Origin of the sequence: Pseudoalteromonas sp. AOP7-A1-14, assembly GCF_052376275.1 — a bacterium.
In the GTDB taxonomy this organism is placed as follows: domain Bacteria; phylum Pseudomonadota; class Gammaproteobacteria; order Enterobacterales; family Alteromonadaceae; genus Pseudoalteromonas.
In genome coordinates, this window is sequence record NZ_JBQSVO010000004.1 from 12,119 (window position 1) to 31,750 (window position 19,632).

The following is a 19,632-nucleotide window of genomic DNA, read 5'->3' on the forward strand; positions in this document are numbered from 1 at the left end:
TGGTCCACTTTTTTATTATCTACTTGAGTTTAAAACTTAATAAATAAAGGGACAAGCGTAGTAATCGCTTTGCTAGTATTGATTTGTAACGAAGTATGAATAGCGGTCAAAAAATGAGGATATAATTTTTTATAAAGGGTAAATAGTTCGATATTTTACAGGGAAGATTATTTGAAGTGTATTTTGTGAATTTTTTTGAATTTAAAGTGATATGCTTAAAAAGATTTCTTTTTTACTGCTATGCATAGCTAATACGGCAATACAAATACCACAATAACTTTCAATTAAGAAAGTGGCGTCCCCAAGGGGATTTGAACCCCTGTTACCGCCGTGAAAGGGCGGTGTCCTAGGCCTCTAGACGATGGGGACGCAGTATTTATTCATAAACCTAAGCTTACTAAAACTGTGTCACTAGGACGACTGAATGGTTAAACTCGTTTCAGGCGAGTTGACTTAATAACACCCTACTCTTTTATTCTAAAGAGTGGCGTCCCCAAGGGGATTTGAACCCCTGTTACCGCCGTGAAAGGGCGGTGTCCTAGGCCTCTAGACGATGGGGACGCAGTATTTATGTGCAAACCTAAGCTTACTAAAACTGTGTCACTAGGACGATTGATAATTTAGACTCATATCATGAGTTTAAGGTTGTTACTTAATAACACAAATAAAGACTTGAGCTTTAATTGTTAAGCTATTTCCTCGGTATAAACCGCCTCATATTAAAAGTTAGCTAACATACTCAAGAAATTAATATTCTTGATTAATGTCTTATAGAGCCCACAATGTTATGTGCATTACTCTAAATTAACTTAAAAAATAAGTGGCGTCCCCAAGGGGATTTGAACCCCTGTTACCGCCGTGAAAGGGCGGTGTCCTAGGCCTCTAGACGATGGGGACGCAGAAAACTGCAACCCTAGGACATACACGAATGACTTGGTGGAGCTATGCGGGATCGAACCGCAGACCTCTTCGCTGCCAGCGAAGCGCTCTCCCAGCTGAGCTATAGCCCCAAATCATTTGCAAAACACGACAGGGTTAACCATGTCGTGTATCGCTGAGTGCGGGGCGCATTCTATGCAGCCGCCAAAATAAAGTCAACAGTTTTTTCCGCAACTTTATTTAAATGATTTAATTTTCAACAAACTGAACACTGAACAAGCATTCCTAACAAAAAAGACTGTAAATAAAGTATTAAATGCAATCTTATTACACTAACTCTATGCACTGACTATACTCGCCCTAACTATGGAAGTTAACTAAAGCTGTTGATTACTCAGTTAGATTAACTATTTAGTATTTTCAGGCTATGAACAAGCAAAACTAATCATACTAAACACTCACCATACTAAACAGTGATTTGGGGTATACATTTATATGCAAAATAGCTTTCTTTGACTTTCTGCCTTTCTACTCGCTCTGATGCACTGTCAGAATAGTACTATCAACAAAGATAAGCTTCGCTGGCTTAATTATAGTACAAAGTGCAAACTCACTTTATTCTCCCAGTGTGTATTATGATTATTAAATTCGATACGCAAGAAAGTAGCCTATTACTAATTAACGCTTATAAAATAGGCTACCCGACTCTCTTTGCCTATAAAACCCGCATCTAAAACATTTTTACGCATTCAAGTATTGACACCTTTACAACTCTATCTATAATAGCGCCCCACAACAACGCAGCTATGTGTTGCTGAATTCTATATGGGTGATTAGCTCAGTTGGGAGAGCATCGCCCTTACAAGGCGAGGGTCACTGGTTCAAGTCCAGTATCACCCACCATATAGAATAAATGTAATATGGTCATAAACTCTGTTACAAAATGAGAACATCACCGCCTTTTACAAGTAATGGCGATGTTCACTGGTTAAAGTCCAGTACTGTCTATATTGATAGTAGCGTGTTTAAGTTGTAATTTGGGTGATTAGCTCAGTTGGGAGAGCATCGCCCTTACAAGGCGAGGGTCACTGGTTCAAGTCCAGTATCACCCACCAAATTACAATATGCACAAATTATCTAAATGGGTCGTTAGCTCAGTTGGGAGAGCATCGCCCTTACAAGGCGAGGGTCACTGGTTCAAGTCCAGTACGACCCACCATTTTTAAAATGGTGTTTTCATTTAGATATTCTTTGCGGGTCGTTAGCTCAGTTGGGAGAGCATCGCCCTTACAAGGCGAGGGTCACTGGTTCAAGTCCAGTACGACCCACCATTTACTAATATAATGGTGGTGCAAAGAAACAGATTATATGGGGTCGTTAGCTCAGTTGGGAGAGCATCGCCCTTACAAGGCGAGGGTCACTGGTTCAAGTCCAGTACGACCCACCATTTAATCAAAAATTTATATGTGGGTGATTAGCTCAGTTGGGAGAGCATCGCCCTTACAAGGCGAGGGTCACTGGTTCAAGTCCAGTATCACCCACCACATATAAAACCTTTCAGTTAATTCTTCTATATACTTTGTTCAGTTAATTATTCTATATAACTACCAGCTAATGCTTCGAAAAATCAGCAATATCCTATTCTTTAGTAACTGTAATATAAGCTTAGATCCCCTTATCATAGACTAGACTGTTTATTATAGTCACAGTTATCTAAATTTGGTTGTAAGTTCATTTTTTTCGAAAGTAAAAATACTTATAGTTAAGGAGCAACCACTTGCTCAAAGCTATATGAAACAATCCCTGAACGGGAAAGCTTTCGGCAACTGCGATTTGCAGATCATGCTATTTCGGCAAAAGAACAATGTTTAGCCGAAAACTTTGATTTAATAGTATGCTCATTCAACCTTACTAAACGCCAAGACGGTTATCAACTGTATGAAGAACTTCGTTTTAAACGCTTAATAAAGCACTCTACTGGCTTTATTTTTATTTCTGCCCAAAACATATAACCCACTAGTACATAGCGTCTTAGGATTACAGCCAGACGACTTCCTTGTTAAACCATTCACTAATTTACTATTTAAAAGAGCGTATCGAACGAGTTTTACTTCGTAAGCACGATTTACAACTAATTTATAACTATATTGATGATAACAAAAATTAAAAGCATTAAATTTAATTAACCTCACCCTTGAAAATAAACGCAGTACTTTTGCGTCTCAAAGGGGATGTATTACTCAGCTTAAATAAAAATGAGTACGCCAAAGCTTTTTTAGATCTGTGCTTAACATTCAAAAACTCATTTGGCGTGTGTTACCCACTAATTAGCTTGGCGCGTTATAACTCAACACTTATAAATTAAAGCTTTTTTAGTGCTACCGCATTGATACAGTAACGCAAACCACTTGGCATAGGTCCATCAGGAAACACATGACCAAGATGGGCATTACACACATTACAAACCGTTTCAACACGCTGCATAGCAAGGCTTTCATCGCTGTAATAGGCAATAGAGTTTATCTCTGCGGGTTGCGTGAAAGACGGCCAGCCAGTGCCACTATCAAATTTTTCATCACCATCAAACAGTAAATTGTTACAGCAAATACAAGCATATTTACCTGGTTCAAACAAAGTACAGCTGTCTGAGCTATGGGGTCTTTCTGTGCCATGATTACGCGTCACATAATAAGCTTCTTCGCTTAACTGTTCGCGCCACTGAGTATCGGTTTTTTCGACCTTCCTACTTGGCTCAGGGTTACCGTTACTAGCAAAATTTATAATATCATTCCAGTTCAACATGGTTGACCTCACAAAGTTAGATGAGAAAGTTTATTACTGTCTACATTATCACGATAATGCGTCAATAATTTTGATAACTTAGGATTTATTCGTACTTCACAAAAAGGTTTTTGTGGGTTGCTATAATAGTGGTTTTGATACTTTCAGGTGAGCTTTTAAACTCACCAACCGGGAGTGCTTGTATTATTAAGCCTTGACTGTATCAGATTGTTTAGCATTAATGGCTTGGTTTGCTCTGTGCTAAATGTATAAACCGCTGACCGGTATTTATCTGGTATGCTGTAAATAGCAATTAAATCAGTTAAATTGATGATGTCAGGGACAAAAGTGACTCTTGCTGCTTTACTAGGCTCACTAACTATACTAGCAACGTTAAACCAACCCTGATCAACCTGCCCCCTCTTAAGGATGAAAATATAGCTTCAGTGCCCTTCCAAAACACCGATAATTTGCAGCATGAGTATGCTGCTATGAAACCCTTAGCTCTGTTTTAAGAATCAGTTTATATAATTACTCAAACTATACCGATTAAGCCTTTTTTTGTTTCAAATCAGGGTGATTTTTTGTAATTCTTTACTGGTAAAAAAGCGCTTTAGGTACTCTTCAAGCTCGGCTTTGCTTGCTGGTAAGCTCACTTTAAAATCACTTTCATCATGATTATAAAAACATATAAAATTATCTTTCGTCTCAATACTGTCAATACTGCCAATAACTAGGCAGTGCGGGCCGTTTTTACTATCAAAGAAGCCATTGAGGCTAAATGCTAACACATGCTGGGTATCCCGCTTTAAGAACTCACTGACCGGGTTACGCTTTTTAAAAAGTGACGTTAACCGATAACATGCAGAGCAGAAAATAAATCCCCACAGGGCAATCACAAAAATAAACCACGGTTGTTGCCATACAGGCGTAAAAACAGCGCCTAATATCAGCAGTAAACCAATAGCAAAAACGACCAGTGCGATACGCAGGTTAATATTGCTCATACATTCCCTATTTTTATTTTTCATCCGTTATTGGATCAGGCCAGTCTTTAAAAAACACCGTTAAATAACGGCTTTTCATAAGGTACAGTAACACCCATAAAACAGCGACCATTTGCAGCGCTAAAAACAATGAAAAAACATAGTTACTATGAGCTGCTTTTATCACCAGCCAAGTTAAATCAAGTGCAGCACACAATAATAAAGGCCAACGCATAAAGCACCAAAATTTAGCTAAGCGCGCTGCGGTTTGGGTATTTTTTTGTGGTCTTCGCAGACAAAAAACCAGTGCCGGAATAATAGCCACAGCGCCAATTGCCAACGCTTTAAAAAAATCTTCTTTGGTAGTAAAAGCCAACGACATTATATCAAGCTCAGGGCGCCGGCTTAGCGCTGCAACAATCCAAATAAAATAAGCTCGCAATAATACTAATAAGCTTAAATGAAACGCTATCGGTGTGCGGTAGCTACCATGTTTATCCCAATATTCAGGGCCAAAGCGCATCATAGCTGATTTTTCTTATCAGCAATAACACCTAATACTATAAAGGCAACTAATACTGTTACCCCAAGCCACTTGATACCTAGCATCATTAATAACTGACTCAAAAATGGTGTCACAAAAACCACCATTAACCCAAAACCAAAACCGGTTACTAACACAAAACACGCTACGCGAATAATGAAGTGCCGCCTTAACACAAAGCGTTTAGTAATTTTTATTATATCATTGGCATACAATGAAATTAAACACACTACCAGCAACAACGAAATATTGTATAAATGCGGCGCTAGCCACTGCCCAAAGGCAATTGCAACCTGACTAAATGCATTAATAATACTATCCATTATGCTTTGCCAGCAACGCGATTAAATCGGCTTCAGTTAAAATATCAATGCCGAGACCTTGTGCTTTAGTCAACTTAGAACCGGCTTTTTCGCCAGCAATTAACGCATCAGTTTTAGCCGACACACTACCTGATACTTTAGCGCCTAAGACCTGTAAACGAGCCTTAGCATCATTACGATTAAGTTCACTTAGTGTCCCGGTAAGTACATAAGTAAGCCCTGCTAATGGCTGTGACTCTTCACTTGGGGCACTTAACGCAGGCCAATGAATACCTTGTTCGATAAGAGCATTAACCACGTCCATATTATGGGCTTCATTAAAAAAACCACATACATGAGTGGCTACGATGTCGCCTACATCACTGACTTCTATAAGTGCTTCGGTGCTTGCTGTTGTTACTTTATCAAGAGTTAAAAAATGCTGAGCTAAATTTTGCGCAGTCGCTTCACCTACTTCACGAATACCTAGTGAGTATAAAAACTTTGCTAAGGTCGTTTGCTTTGCATCGTTAAGCGCGGCCACTAAGTTTTTTGCTGATTTTGGCCCCATACGCTCTAATGATTCAAAGTGGCCTTGTTTTAAAATAAATAGATCAGCAGGAGTTTTTATTAGCTCGCGATCCACTAGCTGATCAACTATTTTGTCGCCTAGGCCATCAATATCCAGCGCCTTACGTGAAGCAAAATGCTTAATTGCCTGTTTACGCTGCGCTTGGCAAACAAGTCCACCAGTACAACGTGCTACAGCTTCACCCTCAACCTTTTCTATGTGAGAGTCACAAATTGGGCAGTTTATTGGAAATACAATATTCTTAGCATCACCAGGGCGACGCTCATGCACCACTTGGATAATTTGTGGGATCACATCACCTGCACGGCGAATAATGACCGTGTCACCAATTTTAACACCAAGTCGTGCTATTTCGTCTCCATTATGCAAGGTTGCATTTGAGACCGTTACCCCCCCAACAAAAATCGGTTCTAAACGGGCTACAGGTGTTATTGCGCCTGTGCGCCCAACTTGAAATTCCACATCTAAAAGTTGTGTTATCTCTTCTTGCGCTGGAAATTTATAAGCAATTGCCCAGCGCGGCGCACGAGCCACAAAACCTAAACGTTCTTGGTGCTTTTTGTTATTTATTTTAATAACTACACCGTCTATTTCGTATTTAAGCGCACTACGACGAGTTAAAATATCTTGATAATAATCAAGTGCCGCTTGCTGGCCTTCAACTAATTTAGTTTCGGGGCAAAGGGGTAAGCCCCAATCGGTCAGTTTTGCGAGTTGCTGGTAGTGCTCGCTAGGTAATTCACCATCTGTTACTACGCCAATACTGTAAGCATAAAACATCAGTGGCCGCTTAGCCGTAATTTTAGAATCTAATTGGCGCAAACTACCCGCGGCTGCATTTCTTGGGTTAACAAATACTTTTTCGCCATGTTTTTCGGCCTCAGCGTTAAGCTTGTCAAATCCACGGCTATCCATGAATACTTCACCGCGGATTTCAATTTCGCTAGGGAAATCCTCCCCCCGCAATTTAAGAGGTACGTTACGAATGGTTTTAACATTTTGCGTAATATTTTCACCAATATGACCATCCCCCCGAGTAGCTGCCTGCACTAATACGCCATTACGATATAAGATAGACACCGCTAAGCCATCTAACTTTGGCTCACAGCAAAAGGTAAGCTCATCATTATCCATTAAGCGCTCTTTAATACGACGATTAAAGGCTGCGAATTCTTCTTCGCTAAAAGCATTGTCTAACGATAACATCGGCACTTGATGCAACACCTGCTCAAATTTATCCAGTGCAGCGCCTCCCACTTTTTGAGTTGGTGAGTCAGGGCTTTGAAATTCAGGGTTGGCTTGTTCAAGTTCGCTTAATTGGCGTAATAATCGGTCATACTCAGCATCAGGTATGCTGGGGGTATCGAGCACATAGTAATTATGATTATGCGTTTCAAGTACGCTACGCAACTGATTTACTTGCTCTAAAATAGGGCTAGACATGAAAACCTCAGAAATTTACATAAAAAAAGCCACTTTAACGAGTCATCATTAAGCGGCTTATTAAAACTTAACTTTATTTGAAATAGTTACACTGAAAAACTACGCACTTTTTCAACATACTCGCGCACACTCTCAACGCTCATTTCCTGGCGTTTTGTATCTAAAATAGTTGCGCCAAATTCATCGGCTAGCTTTTTAGCTGCGCTGTGTAGCATATTAAATGCGCTAAGCCCATCGCCATCACACGGCAAGGTCATAAATAAACTCACTCCTGCGGTGCTAAACTGCTCCATATTATCAACATCGAACGTACCTGGGTTGTACATATTCACCAAACGAAACAGTACTGGCCCATGCCCTGCAGGATCTAAGTGACGATTGAAAAAGCCTTCTTCTGAATATTTAAAGCCAAGAGTGTTCACCGCAGGTAATAACTTTGAGCCTTCCATGGTAAGGCCATCAGGCATCTGAATGTGTACAATAATAAAATCGCTTGGCTGAGCAGGCTCTGGGGCGTCATTAACTTCAGCTCCACTCTCATCTGCAGTTTTTGCTGCGTCGCTTGCTGTATCATTATCATTGTGCTCTTTTACCGCTTCACCATCGCTATTAGCATCAGCTTGAGAGACTAACGGGTCATTGTGCTCATCTTCGGCACTAAAATTAATATCACCAAACTGCGGTTCGTCACGTTCTTGCATCATTGGTTCTGTCTTTGGTTCGCTATCATGCACCGCAGCGACAGACTCTGACGGCTCTACGCGTTCGCTATGAGATGGCATGGGCGCATCTTTTTTACGTACTGACCATAAGCCATGTATTAATAACCCACCAATGACAACTACACTGATAATGATTAAAACCCATCTTAATTCTTCGGCCATCCCCTCACCTTTTCTTATTTGATCTGCCTAAATTATACAATTATACGTGTGCTAATTGCACCGCTTGTTCGATATCTACCGCCACCATCCGCGATACGCCTGGCTCAGCCATGGTTACACCGGTCAATCGCCCTGCCATTTCCATAGCAATCTTATTATGACTGATATAAATAAACTGTACTGATTGTGACATTTCTTCCACTAATCGGCAAAAACGCCCAACATTCGCATCATCAAGTGGTGCATCCACTTCGTCCAGCATACAGAATGGAGCTGGATTGAGCCTGAATATTGAAAACACTAATGATAATGCGCTCAGCGCTTTTTCTCCACCACTTAGCAGGTGAATTGTTGAATTTTTCTTTCCCGGTGGTCTTGCCATTATACTAACACCACTTTCGAGTAAGTCATCACTGGTTAATTCCAGATACGCACTGCCACCACCAAAAACTTTAGGAAATAACTCTGCAAAGTCTTTATTAACTTGATCGAAGGTCGTTTTAAAGCGACTTTTGGTTTCTCGGTCAATCTTTTGAATAGCTCCTTCTAACGTGCTAAGTGCTTTGGTTAAATCATCTAATTGATTATCAAGATACTGACTACGTGTTTGTGCTTGTTCAAACTCATCAATAGCGGCTAAATTGACTGCCCCTAAATCAGCTAACTGCTGAGATGTTTTATTAAGCGCACTTTGCATAGTTGCTAAATTGACTGACTCTGGAAGTGTATCAAGTACTGTTTTTAAGTTTTGTGCTAACTCTTCAAGTGGCTCAAGCGCAGCTTGCGCCTTAACCATTAAACTTTGCTCTTCAATGGCAAGCTTTTGGCTTCGCTCTTGCAACGTTATCAGCTCACCTTGAGAAGATTTAAGCGCCACCTGTTTATTAATTAACTCTTCTTTAGCCTCAGCTAAATCCGTTTTTAATTTACTTATAATATCTTCAAATTGCTGGTGTTCACCAAGTAGTAATTCAATTTTCTCAGCGACTTCTTCTAACGGAATGACAAGATCTTCAAGTTGCGTTGTCAGCTCTTGCACCACTTCATTTGCATTGCTACTGGCACTTAAGGCATGCGCTAGTTTGGTTTCACTTAACTGGCATTCACTGCGCGTTTTTTGCTCGCTTAAATTAGCTTGATGGGCCTGCGTTTTATATTGCTCTAGCTGATCACTTAACTGCTTTAATTGCTGCTCATCATGTTCTAAATCACTCTGCGCGGCTGCTAATTTAGCTGCTGACTCATCACGTTGTCCACTTTCTAAGTTTAGTTGCTCCGTGTGCGTAACAATGACTTTATTAATTACTTTGCGCTGTGCGTCAAGCTGCTGCTGTTTTTGTACAAACTTAGCGTGTTGCGCTTGCCATTGTGACTGCTGCTCTTTAAGCATATCGCGCCGCGTGCTGGCTCCCGCGATTTGCTGCGCTAATTGATGTACCGCTTCTTTATGAGTATCTAATTGCGCTAAAAAGCTATTATATGTACCTTGCTGCTGAGCTTCATGTTGCTCTGCCTTTTTAAGTTTTGCGCTTAAATGCTCAACAAGTTCAACACACTCGTGAAGTTGTTTATGCTTTAGTAGTAATGAGTTTTCGCTGTTGGTGGCGGTCTCTTTTTGCCAGTTATGACCATAAACATTACCTTTGGAATCAATTACTGCAAGCCATTTATTATCTACCGGGTCTGTGCTTTTTACGCTCTGTTGGAAGCCAATTTTAGTTAGTAGCTCAGGGTAAACACCAAGCTCGATAAGCGCCGCTACAGACCCCTTAGTCACTTTTGCATTGTTTGGCCACACACTATTATGTGCTACAGTTTTGCTTACATTTAGGTGTTCAAGCCCCAATAAAGCTTGTTCTACTACGTGTTCATAACCACTTTTAACTTCCAGCTGAGCTAAAATATTCCCTGAGCCCGTGAGATCATTTTCACCTAATGTATAGCCGTCTAATAAACTACTTAAAGCGGCTATTTTGGCTTTGTTTTCATTTAATTGCTGTGCGATATGTTGTTTACTTTGTTGCTCTGTTTTAAGTTCACTGGCAGCAAGCTCTGCGCTGGTTTGTAACTTATTTAATGCAGTTTGCTTTGTTGCTAATTGCTGAGTTAACGTTTGCATTAGTTGCTGTTGCTGGTCTAATTGGCGACTTACCGGACTGCTTGTCAGTTCTTCAAGCGCTTGATTAGTTTCAGCGTGTTGGCTATTGATATAATGTAAATTTTGCTGTTGCTGAGTAAGCTCACTTTGTGTTTTAGCATACGTTTCATTTAATTGTTGCGAACGCTCATTCAGCTGCTGCCAATACGTAGCACTTTGCTGTTTTTTATCCTGTAAACTAGTGACTTGCTCATTCATTTCTTCAACTTGCTCATTACACACTAAGCTGTATTCTAGCGCCTCTTGTAAGGCGTGTTGAAGTTCATCACTAGCACCTTGCTGAGCTAATTGCAGCTCATGACTTTGCTGCTGCAATTGCTGTTGTTTAGTAAGGTTTTGATTCGCAACTTGCTGCTGCTGCTTTAAACTTATTTGCTGCTGCTCAGCGCGAGTTAGCTCGGTGTGTATGGTGTGTTGTTGTTGCTGGGCATCGCTTAGTTTTTGTTGTTGTAACTGTGCCTGGCTTTCAAGACTTGCTAATACATCGTCGTGCCCTAAATGCGCTTGCTTAAAAAAGTCAATTTGCTCATTTAATTTTTCTATTTGGTTAGTTTTATCTTCTTGTTGTTGATGCAACTTTTGCCACTTTAACACCGCAATCTGGCCTTTAAGCGTGCGCTCGGTTGCTTTAAATTCGCGGTACTTTTTAGCGTCAATCGATTGCACGGCTAATTTATCCAGCTGAGCTTGTAACTCTTTTCGTACATCTAATAAACGTTCTAGATTTTCGCGGGTACTTTTAATCCGAGTTTGGGTTTCGCGGCGTCGTTCTTTGTATTTTGAAACGCCAGCGGCTTCTTCTAAGAATACCCGAAGCTCTGCGGGTTTACTTTCAATTAAACGCGAGATCATACCTTGCTCTATTATCGCGTAACTGCGAGGACCAAGCCCGGTCCCTAAAAAAATATCGGTAATATCACGCTTGCGGCATTTGCTGCCATTTAAAAAGTATAAGGATTGACCATCACGAGTGACTAAGCGCTTAACGGCCACTTGGTTACGATCAGCAAATGTGCCGGGTAAATGCCCTTGGGTGTTGTCAAAAGTAAGTTCAACTGAAGCTTGAGAAATTGGTTTGCGATTAGTTGAGCCATTAAAAATAACATCGCTCATGGCATCACCACGTAAATTTTTTGCTGAGCTTTCACCTAGCACCCAGCGCACCGCATCTATCACATTAGACTTGCCGCAGCCGTTTGGGCCGACAACGCAGGTCATTTGGTCTGGAAATGGGATTTTAGTCGGCTCTACAAACGATTTAAAACCAGCTAATTTTATGGTGCTTAAGCGCATCTAGTTGTTTTACCACCTTTTATTACTTGTAAGCGCTAAGCTTAACCTAATTTATGTTAAAAGGTTAAGCTTGGCGTTTAAAATTATCTAAAATGATCCCGGTCGCCATCGCAACATTAAGAGATTCTGCCATGCCATACGCTGGGATAGTTATTTTGTCACTAATAAGTGCGGCGCATTCATCGCGGATACCATGAGACTCACTTCCCATAAGTAACACGGCTTGCTGTTTAAGTGGCGTACTATGGATGCTTGTACCTGTTAAAAAAGCGCCATAAACCGGTAGTTTCAAAGCCTTTAAATAGCTTGGCAAATCCACTTGGCTCACAGCAACGCGGGCAAACGAGCCCATTGTGGCACTAATCGTTTTTGGACTGTAGGCATCGGCGCTATCATCACTAGTAACAATATGACTAATGCCATACCAGTCAGCAACACGAATAATAGTGCCGAGATTACCCGGGTCAGATACGCCATCTAGAGCTAAAATCAAACCATCAGGCGCTGGTAACTCAACATCAGACATTGTAACAATTGCAACAGCAGCATTGTTTGATACCAAGGTGCTGGCTTTTGATAAACTGGCTTCATCGGCGAAGGTGACTTTGTGGCCTTGCAGTAAAGCTTTGTTGTCATTTATAAAGTTTTCAGAGCCAAAAATTTCAACCACCGACAAACGACTATCAAGTAACTCTAGAACGTTTTTTTCACCTTGCACAAGGTATTGATTATATTGCTTGCGGTACTTTTTTTGACCTAATGCACGAATTAACTTGAGTTGGTTTTTTGAAATCATAGCAGCCTCATATTTTGACGCCCAGAGTATATACCCAAGTTACCTTAAGATGCGAGCATCGTTGGAATTAAAAGCGATTTAGGCAAAGTACTTATTATCCGAATTCAGGCTCTAAAAAATGGCTATTCCTTTATGGAATAAATAGCGATGTCGATGAATATTACTGAGCTAATTATCCAAAATTAATTAACCAAGAATATTCCATTCTTGATTTAATTTATGTTTTTGGTTAAGTTATCCTTACTTATGGACAAGGGGTAATAAACATGGAAATAACCTCTACCCAATAACAGATACGAATCCAGAATTAATCAGCGAAAATACTTACTCGTATAACAGCCGAAATGCTTTTCTCCTTCGTTTTAACGGTTATGTTCGCTTGTTGGATAAGCCACTAACGTGTTCGGTATATTACTAACATAAGGAAGTTAAATGCAAATACAAGGACAGTATTACTATCCTGCGAGCAGCAAAAGTGAAATGCGCATTGCTCATATAAACAATAACCATATTAAGCTACTTGATTTACGCGATGAGCTTAAATTCGAACAAGCTATTGCACAGCTTGCGCTATCAGCAAATTTACCGGGACTTGCCGTTGAACTTAACTTTACCGATGGTGGCCGCTTTGTGCCTGACGATCCGCAGTTTCGTTGGCCTTTTACAACGAAGCAACAAAGCTTAGCGAAGCGCATTACTAAAAATAAGCTGTTAATTGTATGCACACTCATATTTATAGCTGTTCTTGTTTGGCTCCTGCTGTATAAAGCTATGGCAAATAATGTAGTTGAACGAATGAGTGAGCAAAGCTTTTACGTTATTGAGGAAATGGTTCTTGAGCCAACTAGTATAGGTGATGAGCAACAAGAAAAATCACAATTACAATGGGCTCAGATACTAGATGCGTTAAAACTTGATGCTAAACACTTTTAAGTTGTCTATTCATAAATATAGTTATTTAGCCACAGCGCGTTTCCTTACCTCATGGTCGACTGATGCGTGATCTCCGACAATCGAAAATAAACCAGGGCCGCTGTAAGCGATTATCCCTCATGAAGTGGCCATATTCAGCATGTATTCCTATGGTCGTGTAATTTTCTAGTACAGCCGTAGTACTGGCGGTTATAGTTGCTAATTTAGAAGGTGTTGCTGGGGTAAAGTGGCGAAACCGACAGCTCTTGACGAAAAGATTTATCAACCCGCCGAAGTAAGCTAGACAGATAGAATACACAAGAAAATACAGCTTAGCTTGACTGAGCTAAGCGTTAGCGTTTTTTTATCACTGATAAAAGTACCCGAGGTTCTGCCCTACACAGAAAGCGCCGGGGTCATTAGGTGAACGACTTAAGTCCAAGTTCCATAAATACACTCTGTGGATTATCGGTATATGTACCAAAACTACCACATCGTTCAAATCCTAAGTTTTCATAAAGATTAATTGATTCAGTTTGCTTAGGGCCTGTCTCGAGTCTGATGAGTGGAATTTGCACTTCACCGGCATAATGCAGCAGAATTTGCATAATACGTCGAGACAATCCTTTACCACGATAACTTGGTTTAACATAAAGGCGGCGTATTTCACCGTATAAACAAGTATCAAACTGCTTAACTATCGCACCACAGGCAACAATACCATCTTCATTTTTTAAACCAATTGCGTAAACATCTGGGTGATTCAACTCGTCAAGCGTAAGCGACTGCGCACAGGCAACAGGATATAAAGAGTTTATAAGTCGATCTATATCAGCAAAGACATTTATTGCATCTTGGTCATTCGAATTTAAATCGACTAACTGCATAGAGTATTTCAACTTTATATTAAAAATTTGTTTCAGACTATACGCAATTGTAACAAATGAACAACCTCATTCAGCCTATTTTTTGCTTATTTAAACGTTTAAATGGGCCATACTTCTATATAGACTCCAAAAATGCTTAAAAAATGCCGCCAAATAACTATATTGACTGCTTATTACTCAACTATCGAAAGGAAACTATTTTTTATTTAAATATAATCTAAAAACTTTCGATGCTCAATGCCTGCTAAATTAGCGTTTACTTTATTAGGATGCTTGTATTCTCGCCAATTAGCGACATTGCGGCCAATATTTAATTGGGGAAAATCAACATCACCTTCTACTGACAGCCCTAAAAATTTCTTCAATACTAATAAGCTCCCCTTCTCACTAACATCAATTGATAAAAAATCATCACGTCCTGCAAAGTAGCTAAATACTGCTTGTTGATGTTTTATATAGCAATTAGTTAAATCACTCTGGGTCAAAGGATGTATTGAAGGAAAAGTATCATGAAAACTCCGCTTTAAAACAGGACTAAAGTGTCCCCCTTTAAGAGCTAGATGTGGTGCCATTTTCTCAAGCAGCATAGTAATTGAAGGAAGCCACTTTGCTAAATCCCTATTTAAATAAACAAACTTTGAACCGGGAAATAATACATCTAGCTGCCTATAATCACTAAAGCAAGGCGCATCAGATACCGCATCAGCGACCTCAAATGCTTTTTTTGTAAAGGCTGTATGTGCAACTGACAACCCCATTTCCAGCAATGCTACACTGATGCTAGTAGTGCCCGTTCTGGGCAGACCAATTATAAATACCTTAGACATCATGCAACCTATTTGAAAAGAGGAAGTATTATATACCCATATACAGGCATATACCTAGCCCACTAAAAACAACATAAATAACACTCTAAGAGCAAAAATATTAACATCTGAACTGAAGTCTGAGGCAATATTCACAATCAGTTTTTCAGTATGTTATTTTAGCTAAACACTTTGTTACGCAAAAAGTCTGTTCAAAATGATTAAGCATTTTTATAATGGCTGATATAACAAAATAATTTGAGGTGCTGACGTGCAGTTTACCCAAGGTATGGAATACTTTTTTTCTGGTTTTAAATTGATCTCGCAAAAAGGATTAAAACGTTTTGTGCTTATTCCTCTATTAATCAATATTATACTTTTTGGTAGTTCGCTATTTTTTTTATATGGTTGGCTAACAGACGGGTTTGCTTATTTAAATAGCCTACTACCTGAATGGTTAAGTTGGTTAGAGTGGTTAATGTGGCCGATCGCGGTGATGGTGATTTTATTTAGTTACAGTATGCTATTTACGGTGATCACCAACTTTCTTGCCGCTCCGTTCAATGGCCTACTCAGTGAAAAAGTAGAAATGCATTTAACGGGACAAAAAATTAATGACGATGGTTTTGCTGATCTTCTAAAAGATGTACCTCGAATGTTAGGCCGCGAGTGGACTAAACTTTGTTATTACTTGCCTCGCGCTATTGGTTTTTTTATTCTGCTTTGGATTTTACCGCTAATAGGGCAAGTCTTATGGATATTATTTACTTGCTGGATGTACGCAGTTCAGTATAAAGACTACGCCTTTGATAATCATAAAATCAGTTTTAATGAAATGAAAAATGATTTGACCGAAAAGCGCAGTTTATCGTATGGGTTTGGCTTAGCTGTAATGTTATTAACAGCTGTACCATTTGTGAACTTAATTGTAATGCCCGTCGCCGTATGCGGTGCTACACGCTTATGGGTTGATAATTATCGCTCTAAATACCGTGATTGAATAAATTTTTAAACGTGTATCTAAAAGCACACCATTACTTGATGTGCTTTTATCTGGTAGGTGCTAGCTATACAAATTTTGCGGTACTTTCGTGACATTTAAATGAACGGTGATTTCTTCTCGGTCATGATAAAGGTGCTTCGCTTGTAGCTCATAGCTAATACCATATTTATCAAGCTCTTCTCTGATCATAGTTAAACACTCATAAACACTATCGAAGCGTTTTTTCATGGGTAACTTAAGATTAAAAATAAGTTCTTTTGCATAGGCATTTACCGCCCAATCAATCATAAGGCTCGTTACTTTAGTCGGTTTTTCTACCATGTCGCATACTAACCATTGAATATTGCGTTTTTCTGGTCGGTATTTAAACCCATCGGCGCGAAAATGCTTTACTTGGCCGGTTTCCATTAAATTTGCATTCATCGGGCCATTATCAATAGCACTGACAAACATACCACGACGCACAAGCTGATATGTCCAACCACCGGGGCAAGCGCCTAAATCAACACTACGCATGCCAGGCTGAACACGTACTTCCACCTCGTTAGGCGGGATAAACACATTAAACGCCTCATCAAGTTTTAAAGTTGAACGACTTGGGCCATCACTTGGCATCCGCAAACGTAAAATCCCCATAAAAAATGGGGAGTTGTTATAGCTATAAGAATGCCCAACATACGCAGTATTATTAGCTAAAAATAATACATGCATAACAGGACGATTAGCTTTAGCCTCACCTTCTTTACTACGTAATAAAATATTTTGTTTTTCTAAAGCCTTTTTTAACGGTGTCGATATTTTTTTACAAAAAGTCAGTAGCTCTTTACCTTCATTGGTGTCGGGGGTTTCAACTCTAAGCTCTGAACATAAAGGGAAATCAGCAGCAGCACTTTTAATCGCTCCTACTCTATCTTCAATTGCCATGTTTTCAAGCAAAGTACCTGCGAACCACTGCCGTGCAAATACCATATTTTTAAAATCAACTTTTTTGATTATTTCGTCGCTGTGGGAAGCTTCAAAACACTCATAAACGACATAGCCCGTATTTGGCTTAGCTTTAACATAGCCTGCAAAACCTTGCTCTGCAGCATGAAAGGTTATTTCAGCAGCGGCATCATTTTCAAAACCACTACGACAATAAATTACTACACTCGACATATTAATAACCTATCTAAAACTTAAAACGTGCAACTTGCACGAGTAGAACTGCCCAGCCAATCACAAAACAAACACCACCAATGGGCGTAATTGGCCCAAGCCACTTGATGCCTGTAAGAGCAAGTAAATACAAACTACCACTGAATAAAAGAATACCTGCGATAAAAAAGCCTCCCGCCCAGTTAAGTGTTAGCCCCCACTTGATAAGTATCGCCACAGCAATTAGCGCAAGCCCATGAAACATTTGATATTCAGCGGCGGTTTTAAACACCCCTAAGGCATATTCTGAAATACGACTTTTTAAACCATGAGCTGCAAATGCGCCTAATACCACTGACAACATACAAAAAATACTGCCTGTCATTAGAAATAGTTTAATCATTTATTAACACCTTACTTGCTGAATAATTTTATAAATTTTGCAGCACTGTGCGCTGCGAATTGGCGATTATCACTCTCACTAACCCCACTTTTTTTGCGGGGCTTTAACGAGTGGTCGCCATCTGTTAGCCAAGTAAATGTTGGCGAATGAGTTAATTGCATTGCTGAAATTTCATCTTTAGTACCAAACGTATCGCGTTCCCCTTGAAGCACTAAAAAAGGACAAGGAATATCAACAAAGTGTTCTGTACGGAGCTTTTCTGGCTTAGCAGGTGGGTGAAACGGATAGCCAAATACCAATATTCCTTTAATCGGCTGTGTACTTTCACATGCAAGCATAGATGCCATGCGCCCGCCCATTGATTTACCACCAATAAATAACGGTAACTTAGGGTTTGCGTGTGTAAGTACTTTTTCAAAATAAGTTAGTAACTTTGGTGCGCGCTCTGGAGGCCGGCGTTTGCCTGTTTGCTTTGCTATTTGCATATATTCAAAATCAAACAAACCAACATCAATGCCTTGCTCACTTAACCGTGTTGCCATATTTTGCATAAAGTCTGAATCGCTGCCAGCCCCTGCCCCATGTGCAAATATAAACTGTGCAGCCGCTGGTTGCTGACTACTTTTAAACCACTCAATTAACATAATTCTATTACCATTATTAGTACTCTTGTTCTTGCTCAACGAGGCCAAGCATCCACTCTTTAAATGATACGATTTTACCCAGCTCAGTTTGCGATTCACGGATTACTAAATAATAGGCATTTTTACTTTCTAAACTATGGCTAAATGGTATCACTAAGCGCCCTGCATCAATATCAGGTTTAGCCAGTACGCTATTGCCAATTGCCACACCTTGGCCATGTACCGCAGCTTGCAGCACCATTGATGAGTGACTAAATATAGGGCCTTGGTTAACTTGTACATTACGAACGCCGGCGGTTTTCATCCAGGTTTTCCAGTTTTTACGAGTAGTATCGTGTAATAGTGTATGGTTAGCTAAATCACTGGGTTGGTTAAGAGGTTTAAGCCCGGTAAGTAACATAGGGCTACACAGTGGCACTAAATATTCGGTGTGTAACTTATGTGTTTGCACGCCACTCCAATGCCCACGACCATAATAAATAGCAATGTCTACATCATCGGTCAGGGAATTTTCGTCTTGATCTTGGGCTTTTATTCGCACATCAATTTCAGGATGTAACTCATTAAATAAACTAAGTCGCGGCACCATCCACTGAATAGCAAAGCTTGGCGTTAAACTTACGGTTAATGAACCTTTTGCGCCGCGTGCTAGCAGTTTATCGGTGGCATCAATTAGCTGAGTAAAAACTTCTCTAATATCTAAAAAATAACCTTGGCCTTCTTCGGTTAATAATAAAGACCTATTTTTACGTAAGAACAATTTTAAGCCTAAATGCTCTTCCAGGGTTTTTATTTGATGGCTAACTGCGGCTTGCGTTACATAAAGCTCTTCTGCGGCTTTAGTAAAACTTAAATGGCGTGCAGCTGCTTCGAACGCTTTGAGCGCATTGAGAGGAGGAAAACGTCGCGACATACACACCAAACTTAGAATTAGTTTTTCTTATGGAATGAATTATACCCAAACCATCTCAAGATGCGAGTTTCAGTTGGAATAAAAAGCGATTTAGGCAAGCAATGATTACGAGTAATAGTAGCTCTGTTGTTAAAATCAATAACCTAGTATAAATCGCTTTTAAACAACCCCTTTGAACGTTTAACAGAGACTTACTCTCATCGTTGTTACTGCTTAAAAAGACTGCCATTGTTGCAAAGTAACGTCTTGGATATTATGCCCCTGTAAAA

At 39.8% G+C, this 19,632-nt stretch carries 16 protein-coding genes, 10 tRNA genes and 1 pseudogene; 9 read left to right on the forward strand and 18 right to left on the reverse strand.

What is annotated here, in order from left to right; all coding sequences use genetic code 11:
* Positions 1 to 293: 293 nt before the first annotated feature.
* From ACT3RM_RS01275 to ACT3RM_RS01290, 4 genes are all read right to left on the reverse strand, one after another.
* Positions 294 to 369 (reverse strand) — tRNA-Glu (locus ACT3RM_RS01275).
* A 116-nt stretch (positions 370 to 485) separates the two neighbouring features.
* A tRNA-Glu gene (locus tag ACT3RM_RS01280) sits at positions 486 to 561 on the reverse strand.
* A 260-nt stretch (positions 562 to 821) separates the two neighbouring features.
* Positions 822 to 897 (reverse strand) — tRNA-Glu (locus tag ACT3RM_RS01285).
* A gap of 37 nt (positions 898 to 934) precedes the next feature.
* Positions 935 to 1,010: transfer RNA gene (locus ACT3RM_RS01290), tRNA-Ala, on the reverse strand.
* Between the two features lie 696 nt (positions 1,011 to 1,706).
* On the opposite strand from ACT3RM_RS01290, the gene ACT3RM_RS01295 reads away from it, so the two are divergent.
* The 7 genes and pseudogenes from ACT3RM_RS01295 to ACT3RM_RS01325 form a co-directional block, all read left to right on the forward strand.
* A tRNA-Val gene (locus tag ACT3RM_RS01295) sits at positions 1,707 to 1,782 on the forward strand.
* A gap of 136 nt (positions 1,783 to 1,918) precedes the next feature.
* Positions 1,919 to 1,994, forward strand: a tRNA-Val gene (locus tag ACT3RM_RS01300).
* 28 nt (positions 1,995 to 2,022) lie between these two features.
* Positions 2,023 to 2,098, forward strand: a tRNA-Val gene (locus ACT3RM_RS01305).
* Positions 2,099 to 2,134: 36 nt separating this feature from the next.
* Positions 2,135 to 2,210 (forward strand) — tRNA-Val (locus ACT3RM_RS01310).
* Between the two features lie 40 nt (positions 2,211 to 2,250).
* Positions 2,251 to 2,326, forward strand: a tRNA-Val gene (locus ACT3RM_RS01315).
* 21 nt (positions 2,327 to 2,347) lie between these two features.
* Positions 2,348 to 2,423 (forward strand) — tRNA-Val (locus tag ACT3RM_RS01320).
* Between the two features lie 247 nt (positions 2,424 to 2,670).
* Positions 2,671 to 3,189 (forward strand): annotated as a pseudogene (locus ACT3RM_RS01325) (response regulator); the annotation flags it as partial.
* A gap of 51 nt (positions 3,190 to 3,240) precedes the next feature.
* Here ACT3RM_RS01325 and msrB read toward each other — a convergent pair.
* From msrB to ACT3RM_RS01365, 8 genes are all read right to left on the reverse strand, one after another.
* Positions 3,241 to 3,681, reverse strand: coding sequence for a peptide-methionine (R)-S-oxide reductase MsrB (gene msrB, locus ACT3RM_RS01330; protein WP_441994731.1), 441 nt, complete (start codon positions 3,679 to 3,681; stop codon positions 3,241 to 3,243).
* Positions 3,682 to 4,226: 545 nt separating this feature from the next.
* A complete protein-coding gene (locus ACT3RM_RS01335; RefSeq protein ID WP_441994732.1) occupies positions 4,227 to 4,667 on the reverse strand; it encodes a hypothetical protein in 441 nt (146 codons plus the stop codon).
* Positions 4,668 to 4,680: 13 nt separating this feature from the next.
* Entirely contained in the window at positions 4,681 to 5,172 is a 492-nt protein-coding gene (locus ACT3RM_RS01340) for a DUF2919 domain-containing protein (RefSeq protein ID WP_441994733.1), read from the reverse strand.
* On the reverse strand, positions 5,169 to 5,513 hold the full coding sequence (locus tag ACT3RM_RS01345; protein ID WP_441994734.1) for a DUF3392 family protein: 345 nt from the start codon (positions 5,511 to 5,513) through the stop codon (positions 5,169 to 5,171). The genes ACT3RM_RS01340 and ACT3RM_RS01345 overlap by 4 nt, the downstream gene beginning before the upstream one ends.
* On the reverse strand, positions 5,506 to 7,527 hold the full coding sequence (gene ligA / locus ACT3RM_RS01350; protein ID WP_441994735.1) for an NAD-dependent DNA ligase LigA: 2,022 nt from the start codon (positions 7,525 to 7,527) through the stop codon (positions 5,506 to 5,508). The genes ACT3RM_RS01345 and ligA overlap by 8 nt, the downstream gene beginning before the upstream one ends.
* Positions 7,528 to 7,613: 86 nt before the next feature.
* Positions 7,614 to 8,411 (reverse strand): cell division protein ZipA, encoded by a 798-nt coding sequence (gene zipA / locus ACT3RM_RS01355; RefSeq protein WP_441994736.1) that lies wholly within the window; start codon positions 8,409 to 8,411, stop codon positions 7,614 to 7,616.
* A gap of 40 nt (positions 8,412 to 8,451) precedes the next feature.
* The gene (locus tag ACT3RM_RS01360; RefSeq protein WP_441994737.1) at positions 8,452 to 11,862 is read right to left on the reverse strand and encodes a chromosome segregation SMC family protein; all 3,411 of its coding nucleotides are present in this window, start codon (positions 11,860 to 11,862) and stop codon (positions 8,452 to 8,454) included.
* 64 nt (positions 11,863 to 11,926) lie between these two features.
* On the reverse strand, positions 11,927 to 12,658 hold the full coding sequence (locus ACT3RM_RS01365) for an RNA methyltransferase (RefSeq protein WP_441835741.1): 732 nt from the start codon (positions 12,656 to 12,658) through the stop codon (positions 11,927 to 11,929).
* A 432-nt stretch (positions 12,659 to 13,090) separates the two neighbouring features.
* On the opposite strand from ACT3RM_RS01365, the gene ACT3RM_RS01370 reads away from it, so the two are divergent.
* A complete protein-coding gene (locus tag ACT3RM_RS01370) occupies positions 13,091 to 13,591 on the forward strand; it encodes a hypothetical protein (RefSeq protein WP_441835742.1) in 501 nt (166 codons plus the stop codon).
* 398 nt (positions 13,592 to 13,989) lie between these two features.
* On the opposite strand, the gene ACT3RM_RS01375 is transcribed toward ACT3RM_RS01370, so the two are convergent.
* Together ACT3RM_RS01375 and ACT3RM_RS01380 are read right to left on the reverse strand one after the other, a co-directional pair.
* A complete protein-coding gene (locus tag ACT3RM_RS01375) occupies positions 13,990 to 14,457 on the reverse strand; it encodes a GNAT family N-acetyltransferase (RefSeq protein WP_441835743.1) in 468 nt (155 codons plus the stop codon).
* Between the two features lie 206 nt (positions 14,458 to 14,663).
* The gene (locus tag ACT3RM_RS01380) at positions 14,664 to 15,284 is read right to left on the reverse strand and encodes a sulfotransferase (RefSeq protein ID WP_441835744.1); all 621 of its coding nucleotides are present in this window, start codon (positions 15,282 to 15,284) and stop codon (positions 14,664 to 14,666) included.
* A gap of 268 nt (positions 15,285 to 15,552) precedes the next feature.
* Here ACT3RM_RS01380 and cysZ point away from each other — a divergent pair, with 268 nt between their 5' ends.
* Complete coding sequence (gene cysZ, locus ACT3RM_RS01385) at positions 15,553 to 16,263, forward strand: sulfate transporter CysZ (RefSeq protein ID WP_441992721.1); 711 nt, start codon at positions 15,553 to 15,555, stop codon at positions 16,261 to 16,263.
* 63 nt (positions 16,264 to 16,326) lie between these two features.
* On the opposite strand, the gene rlmM is transcribed toward cysZ, so the two are convergent.
* From rlmM to ACT3RM_RS01405, 4 genes are read right to left on the reverse strand one after another with little or no spacing between them, the layout of a single operon-like run.
* The gene (gene rlmM, locus ACT3RM_RS01390) at positions 16,327 to 17,424 is read right to left on the reverse strand and encodes a 23S rRNA (cytidine(2498)-2'-O)-methyltransferase RlmM (RefSeq protein WP_441836357.1); all 1,098 of its coding nucleotides are present in this window, start codon (positions 17,422 to 17,424) and stop codon (positions 16,327 to 16,329) included.
* Between the two features lie 13 nt (positions 17,425 to 17,437).
* The gene (locus ACT3RM_RS01395) at positions 17,438 to 17,806 is read right to left on the reverse strand and encodes a DUF423 domain-containing protein (protein ID WP_441836356.1); all 369 of its coding nucleotides are present in this window, start codon (positions 17,804 to 17,806) and stop codon (positions 17,438 to 17,440) included.
* Positions 17,807 to 17,817: 11 nt separating this feature from the next.
* Positions 17,818 to 18,450 carry an alpha/beta family hydrolase gene (locus ACT3RM_RS01400; RefSeq protein ID WP_441836355.1) on the reverse strand — a complete coding sequence of 211 codons (633 nt, stop codon included), beginning with the start codon at positions 18,448 to 18,450 and terminating at the stop codon, positions 17,818 to 17,820.
* Between the two features lie 16 nt (positions 18,451 to 18,466).
* Positions 18,467 to 19,363 (reverse strand): transcriptional regulator GcvA, encoded by an 897-nt coding sequence (locus ACT3RM_RS01405; protein WP_441836354.1) that lies wholly within the window; start codon positions 19,361 to 19,363, stop codon positions 18,467 to 18,469.
* Positions 19,364 to 19,632: the final 269 nt, after the last annotated feature.